The sequence below is a fragment of the Ferrimonas kyonanensis DSM 18153 genome (assembly GCF_000425405.1).
Taxonomy (GTDB): Bacteria; Pseudomonadota; Gammaproteobacteria; order Enterobacterales; family Shewanellaceae; genus Ferrimonas; species Ferrimonas kyonanensis.
The window spans coordinates 56,382-71,664 of the sequence record NZ_AUDJ01000011.1 but is presented as its reverse complement, the minus strand read 5'-3'; the positions used below and the strand labels follow the sequence as shown (position 1 = coordinate 71,664).

At 57.7% G+C, this 15,283-nt stretch carries 11 protein-coding genes, 1 pseudogene and 1 riboswitch; of the genes and pseudogenes, 4 read left to right on the top strand and 8 right to left on the bottom strand.

Features of this window, described 5'->3' with window-relative positions; translation table 11 throughout:
- Nucleotides 1-5: 5 nt before the first annotated feature.
- Nucleotides 6-3,032: an amidohydrolase family protein gene (locus H598_RS0105110; protein WP_051252436.1), complete on the bottom strand. Its 3,027-nt coding sequence runs from the start codon at nucleotides 3,030-3,032 to the stop codon at nucleotides 6-8.
- Nucleotides 3,033-3,173: 141 nt separating this feature from the next.
- Nucleotides 3,174-3,566, bottom strand: coding sequence for an H-NS histone family protein (locus H598_RS0105105; RefSeq protein WP_028112049.1), 393 nt, complete (start codon nucleotides 3,564-3,566; stop codon nucleotides 3,174-3,176).
- Between the two features lie 312 nt (nucleotides 3,567-3,878).
- On the opposite strand from H598_RS0105105, the gene H598_RS0105100 reads away from it, so the two are divergent.
- The 4 genes from H598_RS0105100 to H598_RS0105085 all read left to right on the top strand — a co-directional run bounded on the left by H598_RS0105100 (nucleotide 3,879) and on the right by H598_RS0105085 (nucleotide 8,205).
- Nucleotides 3,879-4,628 carry an electron transfer flavoprotein subunit beta/FixA family protein gene (locus H598_RS0105100; protein ID WP_028112048.1) on the top strand — a complete coding sequence of 250 codons (750 nt, stop codon included), beginning with the start codon at nucleotides 3,879-3,881 and terminating at the stop codon, nucleotides 4,626-4,628.
- On the top strand, nucleotides 4,628-5,554 hold the full coding sequence (locus H598_RS0105095; RefSeq protein WP_028112047.1) for an FAD-binding protein: 927 nt from the start codon (nucleotides 4,628-4,630) through the stop codon (nucleotides 5,552-5,554). Before H598_RS0105100 ends, H598_RS0105095 begins: the two co-directional genes overlap by 1 nt.
- Before the next feature lie 93 nt (nucleotides 5,555-5,647).
- Nucleotides 5,648-5,846: riboswitch (Lysine riboswitch) on the top strand.
- 86 nt (nucleotides 5,847-5,932) lie between these two features.
- Nucleotides 5,933-7,492 carry a Na+/H+ antiporter NhaC family protein gene (locus tag H598_RS0105090; RefSeq protein WP_028112046.1) on the top strand — a complete coding sequence of 520 codons (1,560 nt, stop codon included), beginning with the start codon at nucleotides 5,933-5,935 and terminating at the stop codon, nucleotides 7,490-7,492.
- Nucleotides 7,493-7,626: 134 nt separating this feature from the next.
- Entirely contained in the window at nucleotides 7,627-8,205 is a 579-nt protein-coding gene (locus H598_RS0105085; protein WP_028112045.1) for a thymidine kinase, read from the top strand.
- A gap of 220 nt (nucleotides 8,206-8,425) precedes the next feature.
- Here the strand turns inward: H598_RS0105085 and H598_RS0105080 are convergent, their stop codons facing one another.
- The 6 genes and pseudogenes from H598_RS0105080 to H598_RS0105060 form a co-directional block, all read right to left on the bottom strand.
- The gene (locus tag H598_RS0105080; protein ID WP_245595555.1) at nucleotides 8,426-9,142 is read right to left on the bottom strand and encodes a LysR substrate-binding domain-containing protein; all 717 of its coding nucleotides are present in this window, start codon (nucleotides 9,140-9,142) and stop codon (nucleotides 8,426-8,428) included.
- Nucleotides 9,143-9,154: 12 nt separating this feature from the next.
- Nucleotides 9,155-9,343, bottom strand: a pseudogene (locus tag H598_RS27160) (LysR family transcriptional regulator); the annotation flags it as partial.
- A 345-nt stretch (nucleotides 9,344-9,688) separates the two neighbouring features.
- The gene (locus tag H598_RS0105075; RefSeq protein WP_028112043.1) at nucleotides 9,689-11,638 is read right to left on the bottom strand and encodes an acetoacetate--CoA ligase; all 1,950 of its coding nucleotides are present in this window, start codon (nucleotides 11,636-11,638) and stop codon (nucleotides 9,689-9,691) included.
- Entirely contained in the window at nucleotides 11,635-12,540 is a 906-nt protein-coding gene (locus H598_RS0105070) for a hydroxymethylglutaryl-CoA lyase (RefSeq protein ID WP_028112042.1), read from the bottom strand. The genes H598_RS0105075 and H598_RS0105070 overlap by 4 nt, the downstream gene beginning before the upstream one ends.
- Nucleotides 12,537-14,492, bottom strand: a complete 1,956-nt coding sequence (locus H598_RS0105065) for an acetyl/propionyl/methylcrotonyl-CoA carboxylase subunit alpha (protein WP_028112041.1) — start codon at nucleotides 14,490-14,492, stop codon at nucleotides 12,537-12,539. Before H598_RS0105065 ends, H598_RS0105070 begins: the two co-directional genes overlap by 4 nt.
- Nucleotides 14,492-15,274 carry an enoyl-CoA hydratase-related protein gene (locus tag H598_RS0105060; RefSeq protein WP_028112040.1) on the bottom strand — a complete coding sequence of 261 codons (783 nt, stop codon included), beginning with the start codon at nucleotides 15,272-15,274 and terminating at the stop codon, nucleotides 14,492-14,494. The genes H598_RS0105065 and H598_RS0105060 overlap by 1 nt, the downstream gene beginning before the upstream one ends.
- Nucleotides 15,275-15,283 lie beyond the last annotated feature (9 nt).

The window sequence follows — 15,283 nt, the reverse complement described above, 5'->3', positions numbered from 1 at the left end:
GCTCCTTAATGCTGGTGGATGAGGCTGTCGCAGTGCCACAGCGGCACCTCGTCCGGGGTGAGCGATTCGCCCTCCCCGTCATCGCTGTCATCGAGCAGCAGTTTCTGAATCAAGGCCTGACGTTCGGCTCCGGCTTGACGCTGCAGCTGCCGATCGCGCTGGCGGTCGAAACGACGCACGCCATCCACCCAGGTGGACTCCACCCGGGCATACACCGACATCGGCGGTTGGTCCCACAGCACCAGATCCGCCTGTTTGCCCGTTTCCAGTGAGCCGGTGTAGCGATCAATCTTCAGCTGCTTGGCCGGGTTGATGGTGATCATCTTCAGGGCTTGTTCGGCGCTCATGCCGCAGTACATCATCGATTTGGCGGCTTCCTGATTGAGCTTGCGAATCAAGTCGGCGCTGTCCGAATTGATGCTGGTGTTGACGCCTTTCTGCAGCAGCAGGCAGGCGTTGTGGGGAATGGCATCATAGACTTCAAACTTGTAGGCCCACCAGTCTGAAAAGGTGGACGCACTGGTGCCATAGCTGGCCATCTCATCGGCCACCTTGTAGCCCTCGAGGATGTGGGTGAAGGTCTGAACGTGGAATCCCAGCCGCTGCGACAACCGCAGCAACATCAGAATTTCCGATTGCACGTAGGAATGAACGTGAATGTTGCGGCTGCCGTTCAGTATCTCGATCAGGGCCTCAAGCCGGTCGTTGGGGCGCGGGGCCAATTGGCGCCGTTTCTGGTTACGACTCAGGCTTTGGTAGGCCTGTTGCTGACGTTGCAGTTCCCTGGCCTGTTCAAACTGATCCTCCAGGTAGGCTTCTACTCCCATTCGGGTTTGGGGAAAGCGACTGACGTAACGATCGCCCCAATTGCTCTGTTTGACGTTTTCACCCAGGGCAAACTTAATGCTGGCTGGGGCCTGTTGAAATTTGAGGTCATGGTCGGATTCGCCCCAACGCAGTTTGATCACCTGGGCCTGGCCACCAATAACGTTGGCGCTGCCGTGCAGCAATTGAGCGGTGGTGACCCCTCCGGCCAACGACCGGTAGATGTGAATGTCGTCGGCATCGAGAACGTCACCGATTCGGACTTCGGCGGTGTTGCTGTCCGACGCTTCGTTGACACCGCCTCGAATGGCGATGTGGCTGTGCTCATCGATAAAGCCGGGGGTCAGGTGTTTGCCCTGTGCATCGAGGACGTCGAAGCCTTCTGGGGTGGTGAGGTTCTCGCCGATGGCGCGAATCACCCCATTGTCGATCAGCAGATCGGCATCGGCGATGATGCCGTCGTCAGCGGCGGTCCACAGGGTGGCCCCGCGAATGTGCAGTCGTTCCTGCTGCAGGGGGGCGTCGGTACCGAAGGCCCGGTTCGGTCGAGTCAGACGGCTCAGGTAGGTCGGTGCTGTCACTGGCTCCGGTTCGGTGCTCGTGGCTATCGGACCCAGGTAGCTGGCTGCCAGCGGCAGCAGTTGACCGTCGTGCTGGGTCAGGTTGCCAAACAATCCTTGGCGGACCCGGTGCAAGGTCAACCGGGTTAATCCGGGTAAGCCCAGTTCCGTCAGGTCGGCGACGGCGCTGAACTGTTCCGCCGCGCTGTGGGAGACGTCCAGCAGAATCAGCCGTTCGCCGCTTTCAAGTTGGGCGGAGAGTTCGCCCTGATCCTGGCTCAGAACCAGCGTCAGGTCGGTCTCATCAATGGACAACTGATATTGACCCGAAAGCCGACTACCCAGTTGCGGATTCAATGGCAGAGGTCGGCCCTTGAGGTACAGGCTTTCAATCTCGGCTCCGGCAAACAGGTCACCGGTGGCGATCACCAAATCGGCCTGAAAGCCGGGTTGCAGTTGGCCAAGGAAGTCGTCGACGCCGGCATATTCAGCGGCGACGGTAGTCAAGGCGGCCAAAGCGGTGGATTTGGGCAGTCCATATTCCACCGCTTTGGTTATTCGGTTCCAAAACTCGAGTGGATCGATTCCATGCTGAGTGATGGCAAAGGGAATATTGGCGGCGGCGACTGCCGCAAGGTTGCCGGGACTGCGCTCCCAATGGCGAAGCTGTTTAAGGCTAATATCCAATCCGGCATCCAATGGCGGTTTTGCAGCCAGAGTTAATGGCAAGATAAGCCGAGTTTGTTTCAGCGACTCCAGTCGCTCAAACTCTAAACCATTGCCCACGAGTACCGGCGAAGGATGAAATGGTTGCAACAGTTGCAGCGCGCGGGAGGCGTTGTTTCCTTGTCCTGGGTCAAATATGATTCGTTGATTGTTAAACTGTAACAGTTTGGTAAAGGTTTGATTCAGGTTTAACGATAACTGAGGTATTGATTTGCTGGATTGCTGTTGATACCACTGTGCATCTTTTAACGTTTGTCGAATAAGCGCAATACTGCCCATGAGCGAGTTTGGGTATTCTTGCTCAGAACTTCCCTTGTCAAATGACATCAGGTGAGCGCCTTCGATGGCATAGATACTGCTTTCAGAATGAAGGTCAATGAGGGAGACCGTTGCACTCATGCCCTGAAATAAGCCGTCGAGTTTGCCGGTTTGTACCGAAGTGAAGCCATTATTATGCCAATCTTGAGCGCGTTCATGATCAAATTGGAAATGGTCCGCCCAGTTCATTTCGGCGTGGATGGCCCGGTTATTTACCTTGGCGCCGGCTTGTTCGGCATTATAGTGAGGCCCGCCGTCGGGGTAGTCGGAATACTGCCACTGTTGGCCAAAGTCGGTATAGGGGTCAATAAAGCCCGGATAGATGGTTTTTCCCCTGGAATGGATCTCTCTTGCCCCGTCTGGAACCTTGTTACTTTCTGAAATAGAAACAATTTTCCCATCTTTTATCACCAGCGTCGCATTCTCGAGTCGCTGGCCGGGAGTGGGGATTAAGGTGGCATGGGTAAAGGCCAGGTAGTGATCATCGGCACTGGCAATGGCGCTGACGGGTTGAGTGGGGCTGGCAAATGCCGGCAGGCTGGCGGCGCAGGCGAGCACCTGACACAGCAGCCGCCAACGCCAATGAGTTGTGGGCAGAGGCATTCAAAAATCCTTTTGTTTTATTATTCCTGAATCGAATCCATTATCCTTGCATCGACGAGGGGCTGCAATTCGCCTTCGGCAAGCGGGCATAAAAAAACGGCTGCCATTGGCAGCCGTTTTAGGAAACTTTGTAACTAAATCTTAAATCAGAAACTCTTCCAGGGAGTGACCTTGATCCAGTTTTTCTTTGATGGCTTTTGGAGTGCGGCCTTGGCCGGTCCAAGTCAGGGTTTCGCCATCAACAACAATCTTGTATTTAGCTGGGCGTGGTGCACGCTTGCGACGTGGAGAAGCACTTTCCAGTGCATTTAGCTCATCAACGCTAATTCCATCTTCTGCAAGTTGCTTGCGGATTGCTTCAATTTTAGCCAGGCGTTCAGCTTGAGCAGCAATTTCTTCCTCTGCTTCAGCTTCGCGCTCGTCTGCAATTTTCTGCAGTTTAGCGATTACATCTTTCAGCTCATCCAGCTCTAGCTCTTTAACTTGAGCCTTTAAGCGGCGACCGTGAGTCAAAATTTCTAAGAAATCAGCCATCGTGGATTCAACCTAATTATCAAGTGTGCAAATTTAACAGTGTTTAGATTAGCATGGGCAATTATAGTTGTCTCGTAAATTAAGACAATTAATTACTCATTACTAAGATGATATATCGATATCTTTGCAGACATTTACATTATTCAGGAGTTCCGTGTCATTGAAAAAAATGTCCTTCGATGTCACTGGTTCAGCTTCTGTTCATTTTCACCCTGCTGCCGGCCTTTGAATGTTGACGTTTACGTTAACAGTAATTAGAGTGGGAAGCAGTGTTATGCAAAGTCGATTCTGGCGCTAAACAAAGGACGTACTATGAAGATTCTGGTTCCGATCAAGCGGGTGGTCGATCCCTATGTGAAGGTGAGAGTCGCTGCTGATGAGTCAGCGGTGGAACTGGCCAACCTGAAGATGGCGATCAACCCCTTCTGCGAGATCGCCGTCGAGGAAGCGGTAAGGCTAAAGGAAAAAGGCCAGGCCGATGAGATTATTGCGGTATCAATCGGTCCTAAAGTGGCCCAGGAGCAATTGCGTACGGCCATGGCCTTGGGCGCCGATCGCGGGATTCTGGTGGAGCACGATGAAGAGTTGGCGCCCATCTCGATTGCCAAGGTGTTAAAAGCGGTTGTTGAAAAGGAGCAACCCGATTTGGTGCTGTTTGGTAAGCAATCCATCGATGGCGACAACAACCAGACCGCGCAGATGACGGCGGCACTGGCAGGCATGGGGCAGGCAACCTTTGCCTCCAGCATTGAGGTCGAAGGCGATCAAGTCACCGTTGCCCGGGAGATCGATGGCGGCATTCAAACCCTGAGTGTCAAACTGCCTGCCGTTGTGTCTGCAGATCTGCGCCTGAATGAACCGCGCTATGCGTCGCTGCCGAATATTATGAAGGCCAAGCGCAAACCACTGGACACCGTTACAGTGGCGGATTTCGAGTTGCAGTTGAAATCCCACCAACAGGTAATAAAGGTAACGGCCCCGGCGGAACGCAGTGGCGGCATCATGGTGGGCTCGGTTGAAGAGCTGGTTGAGAAGCTGAAAAACGAAGCGAAGGTGGTCTAATGGCGATCCTCATTATTGCAGAGCTGGACAAACAGGGCCTGGGTGCCGAGTGTGCCAAAGTCGTGGGTGCGGCCACTCAACTGGGTCAGGAGATTCATGTATTGGTCGCCGGCAGCGGCGTGGCCGAGGCCGCCAATCAGGCGGCACAACTGGCTGGCGTCACCAAGGTGTTGCTGGCGGATCACGATGGGTATGCCCATCAGCTGGCAGAACCGGTCGCCGACCTGGTGCTGGAGCTGGCCGGTGGCTACAGCCACATCCTGGCCGCAGCCAGTGCCAAGGGCAAAGACGTGCTGCCGCGGGCGGCGGCATTGCTGGACGTGGCTCAGCACTCCGATGTTATTGCCATTGAGTCAGAAGACACCTTTGTGCGCCCGATTTATGCCGGTAATGCCCTGGCAACGGTACAAAGCCTGGATGCCATCAAGGTGCTGACCATTCGAACCAGCGCGTTCGATGCCGTAGCCACTCAGGCGGCGGCAGACATCGAGACGGTGTCCAGCGTCAAGGACAGCGGCCTCAGCCAGTTTGTCGGCGAAGAGCTGGTGCAGTCTGAGCGTCCTGAGCTTGGCGCCGCACGGGTGGTGATCTCCGGCGGCCGCGGTTTGGGCAGCGGCGAGAACTTTGCTTTGATCGAAGCTCTGGCCGACAAGCTCGGTGGAGCCATCGGTGCCTCTCGGGCGGCGGTGGATGCGGGCTACGTAGCCAACGATTTGCAGGTGGGACAAACCGGTAAAATTGTCGCCCCGGATCTGTACATCGCGGTGGGCATCTCCGGTGCCATTCAACACCTGGCCGGCATGAAGGAGTCCAAGGTGATCGTGGCGATCAACAAGGACCCGGATGCGCCGATTTTCCAGGTGGCCGATTATGGACTGGAAGCGGATCTGTTTGACGCTGTCCCTAAGCTCACAGAACTGTTATAACTGTGATATAACTCACAATATGGCGGCATCTGCTGGTCAAGTGAGGGGCACTTGCAGTTAGAATGCCGCCTTCGCATCTTCGTATGCGAGTACCGATAAGGTAGAGGCGCATCGCCTATCAGTAAGCCGGTCGAGGTTGATACCCGACGACGCCGGCCCAAAGGAGTCGATGCCGAAGTGTGCCGGGCATCATCCCTGCGCGCTGGGGTTACTTCTAACAGGAGTAACACTGCCATAGTAAATTCCAACCGGATGTTGGGAAGATGATTTACTATGGAGCGCTACTGAATGGAAGGTGGATCTCTCGCTTTTTGCTAGTCCCCCGCGGCTTTGGCCGTGTCAGTTGCCTCCATCGCTAATAATGACGATAACATTACGATGGCTTTAATTAGTTACGCCGATTCGGCACTCTCCCTGCTGCCCCCCGTGGTGGCCATTGGCATGGCAATCGCCAGCCGAAAAGTTCTGCTGTCCCTGGGGTTAGGCATTGCCATTGGCATCCTGATGCTGGTGGATTTCTCTGTGGTTGATGGCGCTTCCGAGCTCGGTTCCCGTGCCGTCTCTCTGGTTTGGGATGACGGCGCCCTCAACAGCTGGAATCTCTACACGCTCGGTTTTCTGGTGTTACTGGGGGTGATGACTGCGCTGATTTCGGTCTCCGGGGCGACCCGTGCTTTCGCCGATTGGGCCCGTCACCGCATCCGCTGCGGCCGCGATGCCAAGTTGATGACCATGGCACTGGGGGTGGTGATCTTCATCGATGACTACTTCAACACTCTGGTGGTGGGCTCGGTGGCCAGGCCGGTGACCGATCACTATCAGGTGTCGCGGGAAAAGCTGGCCTACTGCATCGACTCCACCTCGGCGCCCATCTGCGTGATCTCACCGATCTCCTCCTGGGGCGCGTACATCATCGCCCTGATCGGGGGCTTGCTCACCACCCATGGCATGACCGACATCGGTTACCTGAGTGCCTTTATGCAGATGGTACCGATGAACTTCTATGCCATCTTTGCCTTTGCCCTGTTACTGGCGGTGGTCTATTTCGGCCTGGATTTCGGCGCCATGGCGGACGCCGAGCAGCGAGCTCAGCGCGGTCAACTGTGGGACGAAGCCAAAGGGGTGCCTGCCGGTGAAGAGCTGGACCTGCCCGAGGCCAACAATGGCCGGGTCGCCGGCCTGGTGGCCCCCATCGGTTTCCTGATTGCGATAACGGTTTCTTTGATGTTGTTTTCCGGCAACCAGGTCTTGGCGGCGGACGACAAGGCGTTCTCCCTTATCGGTGCCTTTGAAAACACCGATGTCGCCTGGTCCCTGTTCTACTCTGGCCTGGCCGGGGTCGGCTTTACCCTGCTGTTCGGTTTGCGCCAGGGGGTGCCGGCGGCCTACATCAGTAAGGCGGTGATCAGTGGCATCAAATCGATGCTACCGGCTATCTACATTCTGCTGTTTGCCTGGACCATTGCCGGGGTGATCAGCGACATGAAGACCGGCGAATTCATGGCGACTCTGGCCCAGGGTAACCTGCCTGCCTGGGGATTGCCGGCGTTGCTGTTTTTGCTCAGTGGCTTTGCCGCCTTTGCCACCGGCACCAGTTGGGGCACCTTTGCCATCATGCTGCCCATTGCTGCCAACATGGCCGAAGCGGTGGATCTGGCACTGATGCTGCCGATGCTGTCTTCGGTACTGGCCGGTGCGGTGTTCGGCGATCACTGTTCGCCGATCTCCGACACCACCATCCTGTCCTCCACCGGTGCCGGATGCCACCACATTGATCATGTTACTACTCAGTTGCCCTATGCGGTGCTGACCGCACTGATCTCGCTGGCCGGTTACCTGGTACTGGGGATGACCGGGTCGGTCATGGCCGGATTTGCCACCGCCACCCTGGGGCTGGTGCTGGTGATTCTGCTGCTGAAACGCCTGTGTCGGCGCTGAGGTTAATCCGCTGACACATCGGGCCCCACCAGGGGCCCGATTTGCGTTTGCCGCCGCCATTTTTTGCCCCCCCACTCTGGTTCAGATCCGGGCTTTTCGGTAGACTTGCCTCAGCGATTACTGGGGGATCAATTTTGGCTCAACTCTACTTTTACTATTCGGCAATGAATGCCGGAAAATCCACCTCTCTGCTGCAATCGGCGTACAACTACCGCGAACGGGGCATGCAGGTTCTGGTGATGACCGCGGGCCTGGATGACCGTTACGGTCAGGGAAAAGTGACGTCGCGAATCGGGTTGTCGTCCGATGCCCTTATCTACCGCAAAGAGGATGATCTGATCCAGATGGTCCTGCGGGAGAATGACGCTCAAGCGGTCAATTGTCTGCTGGTGGATGAGTGTCAGTTCCTGACCAAGAGTCAGGTGCGTCAATTGACCTACCTGGTGGACAAGATGGACATTCCCGTACTCTGTTACGGCTTACGCACCGATTTCCAGGGGGAGCTGTTTGAAGGTGCCCAATACCTGTTGGCCTGGGCGGATAAACTGGTTGAACTCAAGACCATCTGTCACTGTGGCCGTAAAGCCAACATGGTGGTTCGGCTGGATGAAACCGGCAACCCGGTGCGCAACGGTGACCAGGTACAGATCGGTGGTAACGACAGTTATGTCTCCATGTGCCGGACCCATTATCGAGAGTTGGCCTGGGACTGAGTATCGATGAATCAGGGGGTGTCGCATCGAACCGGTGGGGCACTCTCGGCTGAAAATACGCCCGAATATTGCAAGCTGGTAAACCGCTGCTAAATTTAAAGCAGTTTTAAGTTGCTAGCGCAGTGTGGGTTTGCCGGTATGTGCCGGCTTTTTTTTGCCTGGCAGAAAGGGAAGGTTGAAGCTGGGGAGAGGGGCAGGAATCCATTCCCGCAATTCGGTGTTATCGCAATGAAGCGAGGGTCTGTTTGACCTGGTCGCGCAACCAGCGATTGGCCTTGCTGTCTTCCATCTTCTTCAGATAGGTCAGATACAGCGGCACCGTTGGAATGTCGAAGCTGGTCTTAATCTCTGCCAGTTCGAATTGGCTGGCGTACTTTTCCCACAACCAGCGGGAGATGGTCACCAGGGTGTCGGTGCCCTGAGTCATCATCATGGCGTTGAAGGGGTTGTTGGTGTCCAGGAACACTTCCCGTTCGTCGACGTAACCCATGTTCATGGCGTTGCCCATCTTGTAGCCAATCTGGCCGACGGCGTAACGGCAGTGACGCTGAGCCAGGAAGGTGTCCATGTCGATGACCTCTTTGGTCAACGGGTTGGATTTGCAGCCCAGAACCACCATCTCTTCGTCCAGCACCTTCTCCTGAATGATGCTCTTCATGTCGATCTTCATCGCCACTAGGCACAGGTCGTTGTTGTCGATCTGCAGGCTGTCGATGATCTTCGATTCCTCTTCCACCAGGTTATTGACCGACACCTTGAGTTGACTGTTAAAGGACTCGATGTGGCGGGCCAGCGGGTGAAGAATGATCAGGTCAAGAATGTGGTTGGCCGAGATTCTAAAGCGACGTTTGCTGTTGGCTGGATCGAAGTCGCTCAGGCTTTCAACGCCGTCCTGCAGCAGATCCAGGGCCGAGTTAACGTAGCCGTACAGCTCCATCGCGAAATCGGTGGGTTCCAGTCCATTGCTGGTTCGGGTGAACAGTGGGTGGCTGAAGTATTTACTTAGTTTTGACAGGGATTGACTGACGGCACTAGGCGTTACGGACAGTTTCCGGGCGGCTTTGCTTAAGCTACCGGTAAAAACCACTGCGCGGAACACTATGAGCAGTCGTATATCAATCGAATCAAAGTCACGCATTAACACTGGCATAGTACTTTCCAACTTACGCTGACTAAATTCATTATATTAATAAATCTTAGTCAAGTTTTAGACATTCATCTGGCCGCGGAATCTAACATGCATGAGCGAGTAGGTGCAATAGTGGGGGTTTGGTAGCAGTTCACACTTTTTCTTTGATGATCTAACTGTTTGATTTAAGAGAAGCTTTATAAGCTTTTTTTATTAATATCGTGTTTTAAGCAATGGTTGGATTGCTCGCTTTTTTCGAGCAATTTGGCGCTTTCGGAAAGTCTAAGCTTCTGAAAAGATGGGTAAAAATCCAGTCGCATATGTAAAAATACAGTTGTGACTGGATTCTTTGCGTTAACACTGAAGATCTGGCAGGTGCTTAAATTGTTGCAGAGATTCAGGGTTGGCCAACGCGTCGGTGTTGGTGATCGCCTGACCGTGGACCACTTTTCTCACTGCCAGCTCCACTAACTTTCCGGACAAGGTTTTTGGCAGATCCTGAACCTGAATGATTTTCGCCGGCACGTGCCTCGGGGTGGTGTTGGCGCGAATGGTGGTGCGAATCTGCTGCTGCAATGCATCGGTCAACCTGGTGCCGGGTTTGAGCACCACAAACAGCACCACTCGCACGTCATCCTGCCACTGTTGACCGATGGCCAGGCTTTCCTGTACCTGGTCCACCTTTTCGACCTGGCGGTAGATCTCGGCGGTGCCGATCCGCACCCCTCCCGGGTTGAGTACCGCATCACTGCGACCGTGGATGATCAACCCTCCCTCGGCGGTGGTTTCGGCGTAGTCGCCGTGAGCCCAGACGTTGTCGAAACGGTCGAAATAGGCGTGGTGGTAGTTGCTGCCATCGTCATCGCCCCAGAAGCCGATGGGCATCGACACGAACGGCGTGGTGCACACCAGCTCCCCTTTTTGCTGTTGCAGCGGCTGGCCTTGCTCGTTATAGACCTCGACCTTCATTCCCAACCCGGGACTCTGCAACTGGCCACGGTAGACCGGCTTGATGGGATTGCCCAGGGCAAAGCAGGAGACGATGTCGGTGCCCCCGGAGATGGAGCTCAGACACAGATCCGGGTGGATGTGCCGATACACAAAATCAAAGCCTTCGTGGGCCAGGGGCGAACCGGTGGACAGCAGCCCTTTGAGCTGAGTCAGCCGATGGTGTTCCGCCGGCCGGTAACCGGCCTTTTCCAGGGCGGCGATGTACTTGGCACTGGTGCCGAACACCGAGACCTCCTCCTGTTCGGCCAGCTGCCACAGCACTTCCGGGCCTGGGGCAAACGGACTGCCGTCGTACAGCACCAGGGTGGCACCGGTGGCCAGGCCGGAGATCAGCCAGTTCCACATCATCCAGCCGCAAGTGGTGAAATAGAACAGCACATCTCGACGCTGAATATCGGTATGCAGCCGCAACTCCTTCAGGTGCTGCAACAGGGTGCCGCCGGCGCCATGAACTATGCACTTGGGTTGCCCGGTGGTGCCTGAGGAGTACAGCACGTACAGGGGGTGGTCAAACGGCAGTGGCGTAAACGACACGCTGCGGGCCGGGTTATCCAGGGCCTGATGCCAGCCAATGGCCAGTGGATGCTGAACCTGAGCGACCGCATCGAAGGCCGGTACCACGATGACCTGCTGCAGCGAACCGATGGCGTCGGCAATCTGGGCGATCTTGTCGCTGCAATCGATGACTTTGCCGTTGTAACGGTAGCCATTGGCGGCCACCAGCACCTTAGGTTGAATCTGGCCGAAGCGGTCGAGGACGCCGTTGAAGCCAAAGTCCGGCGAACAGGAGCTGAACGTGGCCCCCAGGCTGGCGGCAGCCAGCATGGTGACCACGGTTTCGATGCGGTTGGGCATAAAGGCGGCCACCCGGTCGCCGGCCACCACGCCCAGGTGGCGCAGGTGGTGGGCCAGACGGGCCACTTCGTGATACAGCTCGTTATAGGACAGGGCGACCCGGTTGGCGGCTTCATCGCGAAACACCAGGGCGATGCGGTCGTCCTGATAGCGCAGCAGGTTTTCGGCAAAATTGAGCCGGGCGTCCGGGAAGAAGCGAGCACCAGGCATCTTATCGCCATTTAGCAACAGCCGTTGACCGGGCGTGCCGATCACCTCGCCGAACTGCCAGATTGCTTGCCAGAATTGATCCGGATGGTCGGTACTCCAGCGATGCAGCTGCTGGTAATCGCTCAGCGTCAGCGCCAGCTTGTTATTGACGAAGTGGCGAAACGCTTCCATCTGGCTGGCATCGATGCGGCTCTGGCTGGGTTGCCAGATTGGGGAGTGAGTGCTCATGCCGGTTGCTCCTTATGGTTGGCGAGCCAGGCCTGGGCGACCTTACTGGAGGGCGGCTTGTTCAGTTGACGGCAGATCGTGGTGCCGGCGGCAATGACGGCGTCCAGGTTGACGCCGGTATCCATGCCCAGCCCATGCAGCATATACAGGAGATCCTCGGTGGCCAGGTTGCCGCTGGCCCCCTTGGCATAGGGGCAGCCGCCCAGTCCGGCCACGGCGCTGTCGAAGGTGGTGACACCCAGATCCAGACAGGCGAGCACATTGGCCAGGGCCTGGCCGTAGGTGTCATGGAAATGCAGCGCCAATGCCGATACCGGTATCCGTTCGGTCACGGCCGCCAACATGGCTTTGGCCTTGGCCGGGGTACCGACGCCGATGGTGTCGCCCAGAGAGATCTCGTAGCAGCCCATTCGGTACAGCGATTCGGCGACGTCGGCCACCTTGGCGACGTCGATGTCGCCCTCATAGGGGCAGCCCAGCACGCAGGAGACGTAGCCGCGAACCGGCAGGCCGGCGCGGCGGGCGGCGGCAAACACCGGCTCGAAGCGTTGCAACGATTCGCTGATGGAGCAGTTGATGTTGCGCTGGCTGAAGCTTTCCGAGGCGGCGCCGAACACTGCCACGCCGTCGACCTTTGCCTGCTGCGCCGCGTCAAAGCCTTTGATATTGGGGGTCAGTGCGCTGTAACGAACGCCCGGACGCCGCTGAATCCGGGCGAACAGTTGGTCGGCATCGGCCATCTGTGGCACCCATTTCGGCGAGACAAAGCTGCCGGCTTCAATCTGACTCAGGCCGGTGCCAGAGAGGGCATCGACCAGGGCGATGCGCTGAGCCAGCGTGACTGCGGCTTCATTCTGCAGCCCATCCCGGGGCCCGACTTCGACGATGGTGGCGTGACTCATGACTCCTCCAAGGCTTCCAGCGTTACCAGGGCGGTGCCGTCATTGACCTGCTGGCCAGGTCCATAGGGCAGTGCCAGCACCTGACCGGCGTAGGGGGCGGTGATGGTGTACTCCATCTTCATCGCTTCCATCACCAGCAGCGGCTGACCGGCTTCGACGGTTTGCTCCAGTTCGCACAGCAGGGTGACCACGGTGCCGTTCATCGGTGCCTTCAGGGCGTCTTCGCCGCTGTCGTCGCCGTCACCGCCCTGATGGCTGACGGCATCAAACCGCAGTGGGCCTTGTGGCAGGAACAGGGTCACGGATTCTCCACAGCGCTGGAACGGCCAGTGGCACAAGTGGCCATCCAGCTCCAGGCTCAGCTGATCGTCATCGATGCCGATGACGGCCTGATACGCCACCTCGTTGAGCTGAACCGTCAGAGCCGGCCAGTGGCCTTTGACCAGCAGCGGGTAGCGCTCGCCGTGATCGTCCTCGAGGTGATGGTGCATCACCGGACTCTGGTTGAGACGGAAACCGGCGACGGAGTGCCATGGGCTGCGTTGGCAGCCCGGTTGACTGATCACCAGCGCTGCGGCGATAGCGGCTACGTGGCGCAAGTCATCGGCACCGGTCAACTGGGCGTAATGGGTGTCGATAAAGCGGGTATCGAGGTCGGCGGCCTGAAACTGTGGGTGATTAATGATGCGCCCCAGAAAGGCCAGGTTGCTGGTGACTCCGGCCAGCTGGGTTTGCTGCAGGCCGCGACTCATCTGTTGAATCGCCTGGGTGCGAGTGTCGCCAAAGGTGATCAGCTTGGCGATCATCGGGTCGTAATGAGGACTGATCTCGTCGCCCTCTACCACGCCGCTGTCCAGCCGCAGCGATGCGGGGACCTCAAAGCGGGTCAGGGTGCCCGTGGCCGGCAGAAACTCTCGCTGTGGATCCTCGGCGTAGAGTCGAACCTCGAGGCTGTGGCCACGAATCTCAACTTGCTGCTGGGTCAGCGGCAGCGGTTGACCCGATGCCACCAACAGCTGCCAGTGCACCAGATCCTGGCCGGTCACCATCTCGGTGACCGGGTGTTCTACCTGCAGGCGGGTGTTCATCTCCATAAAGTAGAAGCGACCCTGAGCATCGAGCAGGAACTCCACGGTGCCGGCGCCCAGGTAGTCGATGGCTTTGGCGGCCTTGACGGCGGCTTCGCCCATCTGCTGGCGCAGGGTGTCGGACAGACCCGGTGCCGGCGCTTCCTCCACCACCTTCTGGTGGCGACGCTGAATGGAACAGTCCCGATCCGACAAGTAAATGCAGTGTCCATGGGCATCGGCGAAGACTTGCACCTCCACGTGTCGCGGCGCTGCCAGGAAACGTTCCAGTAACAGCATGTCATTACCAAAGGCGCTCTGGGCTTCGCGACGGGCGGTGGCCAAAGCGGCGGCCAGTTGATCCCCATGCTCGACGATGCGCATCCCCTTGCCGCCGCCGCCAAAGGCGGCCTTGACCAGCAGCGGGTAGCCGATCTTGGTTGCCTCTTCGGTCAACCTCTGGTCACTCTGGTCATCACCATGGTAGCCAGGCAGCATCGGCACGCCGGCCCGCTCCATGATCACCTTGGCGGCGCTCTTGGAGCCCATCTGTTCGATGGCTTCGGTATTGGGGCCGATAAAGGCGATGCCAGCGTCGGCGCAGGCGCGGGCGAATTCCGGGTTCTCCGACAGGAAGCCATAGCCGGGGTGAATGCCATCCACGCCCGCCAGGCTGGCGAGGGCGACGATCTTATCGCCCAGCAGGTAGGACTCGGTGGCGGCTGCCGGGCCGAGCAGAAACGCTTCATCGGCCATGTTGACATGCTGAGCGTTGCGGTCGGCGTCGGAGTAGACGGCGACGGTGCGGATGCCCAGAGCCTGACAGGTGCGAATGATGCGACAGGCGATCTCGCCGCGGTTGGCGATCAGGACCTTGGTTAACATTAGGATTCTCCTTGCCAGAGGGGCGGGCGCTTATCAAAAAACGCCTGCAGGCCTTCCTGGCCTTCCGGGGACACTCGGATATGGGCAATGGCGTCGGCGGTCAGTGCCAGCAACGCGTCATCAAAAGGGTGCTGCTCTATGGTGTGCAGCAGCGATTTACACGCCTGCATCGCCTTAGGGCCGTTGCCGGTCAGGGTGGTGATCAGGCGCTCGCTGCTGCTGTGCAGATCGTCGCACACCTCATGCACCAGTCCGATCTGATGGGCGGTGTTGGCATCAAAGGTTTCGGCGGACAGCATGTAGCGCCGCGACTGGCGCTGGCCGATGGCCCGGGCCACGAATGGACTGATCACCGCAGGGATCAGTCCGAGTTTGACCTCCGACAGGCAGAAACGGGCGCGGGGGCTGGCCAGGGCGATGTCACAACAGGCGATGAGCCCGAGGGCGCCACCGAAGGCGGCCCCGTCCACCAGCGCCAGCGTCGGCGCCGGAAACCGATCCAGGGTGTGCATCAGACGGGCCAGTTCGCGGGCATCGCTGAGGTTGGAGGCCTGGTCCATGGCCGCCTGGCTTTTCATCCAGGCCAAATCGGCACCGGCAGAGAAGTGCTTGCCGTTGGCCGCCAGCACCAGCAGGGTCGGCGGTTGGCGGGTCAACCCGGTCAAGGCCTGATTGATCTCGGCAATCATGGCGTCACCGAAGGCGTTGTGCTTGTCCGGCCGGTTCAAGGTCAGGCGGGCAACGCCGTCGCTCTGGGTCAGGGTAATGAATTGAAAGGTCATTTCACTCTC

Excerpts from the sequence above, each read along its gene's own strand:
- H598_RS0105110 (WP_051252436.1), bottom strand. The coding sequence starts at position 3,032 with ATGCCTCTGCCCACAACTCATTGGCGTTGGCGGCTGCTGTGTCAGGTG.
- H598_RS0105105 (WP_028112049.1), bottom strand. The coding sequence starts at position 3,566 with ATGGCTGATTTCTTAGAAATTTTGACTCACGGTCGCCGCTTAAAGGCT.
- H598_RS0105100 (WP_028112048.1), top strand. The coding sequence starts at position 3,879 with ATGAAGATTCTGGTTCCGATCAAGCGGGTGGTCGATCCCTATGTGAAG.
- H598_RS0105095 (WP_028112047.1), top strand. The coding sequence starts at position 4,628 with ATGGCGATCCTCATTATTGCAGAGCTGGACAAACAGGGCCTGGGTGCC.
- H598_RS0105090 (WP_028112046.1), top strand. The coding sequence starts at position 5,933 with ATGGCTTTAATTAGTTACGCCGATTCGGCACTCTCCCTGCTGCCCCCC.
- H598_RS0105080 (WP_245595555.1), bottom strand. The coding sequence starts at position 9,142 with ATGGAGCTGTACGGCTACGTTAACTCGGCCCTGGATCTGCTGCAGGAC.
- H598_RS0105075 (WP_028112043.1), bottom strand. The coding sequence starts at position 11,638 with ATGAGCACTCACTCCCCAATCTGGCAACCCAGCCAGAGCCGCATCGAT.
- H598_RS0105070 (WP_028112042.1), bottom strand. The coding sequence starts at position 12,540 with ATGAGTCACGCCACCATCGTCGAAGTCGGGCCCCGGGATGGGCTGCAG.
- H598_RS0105065 (WP_028112041.1), bottom strand. The coding sequence starts at position 14,492 with ATGTTAACCAAGGTCCTGATCGCCAACCGCGGCGAGATCGCCTGTCGC.
- H598_RS0105060 (WP_028112040.1), bottom strand. The coding sequence starts at position 15,274 with ATGACCTTTCAATTCATTACCCTGACCCAGAGCGACGGCGTTGCCCGC.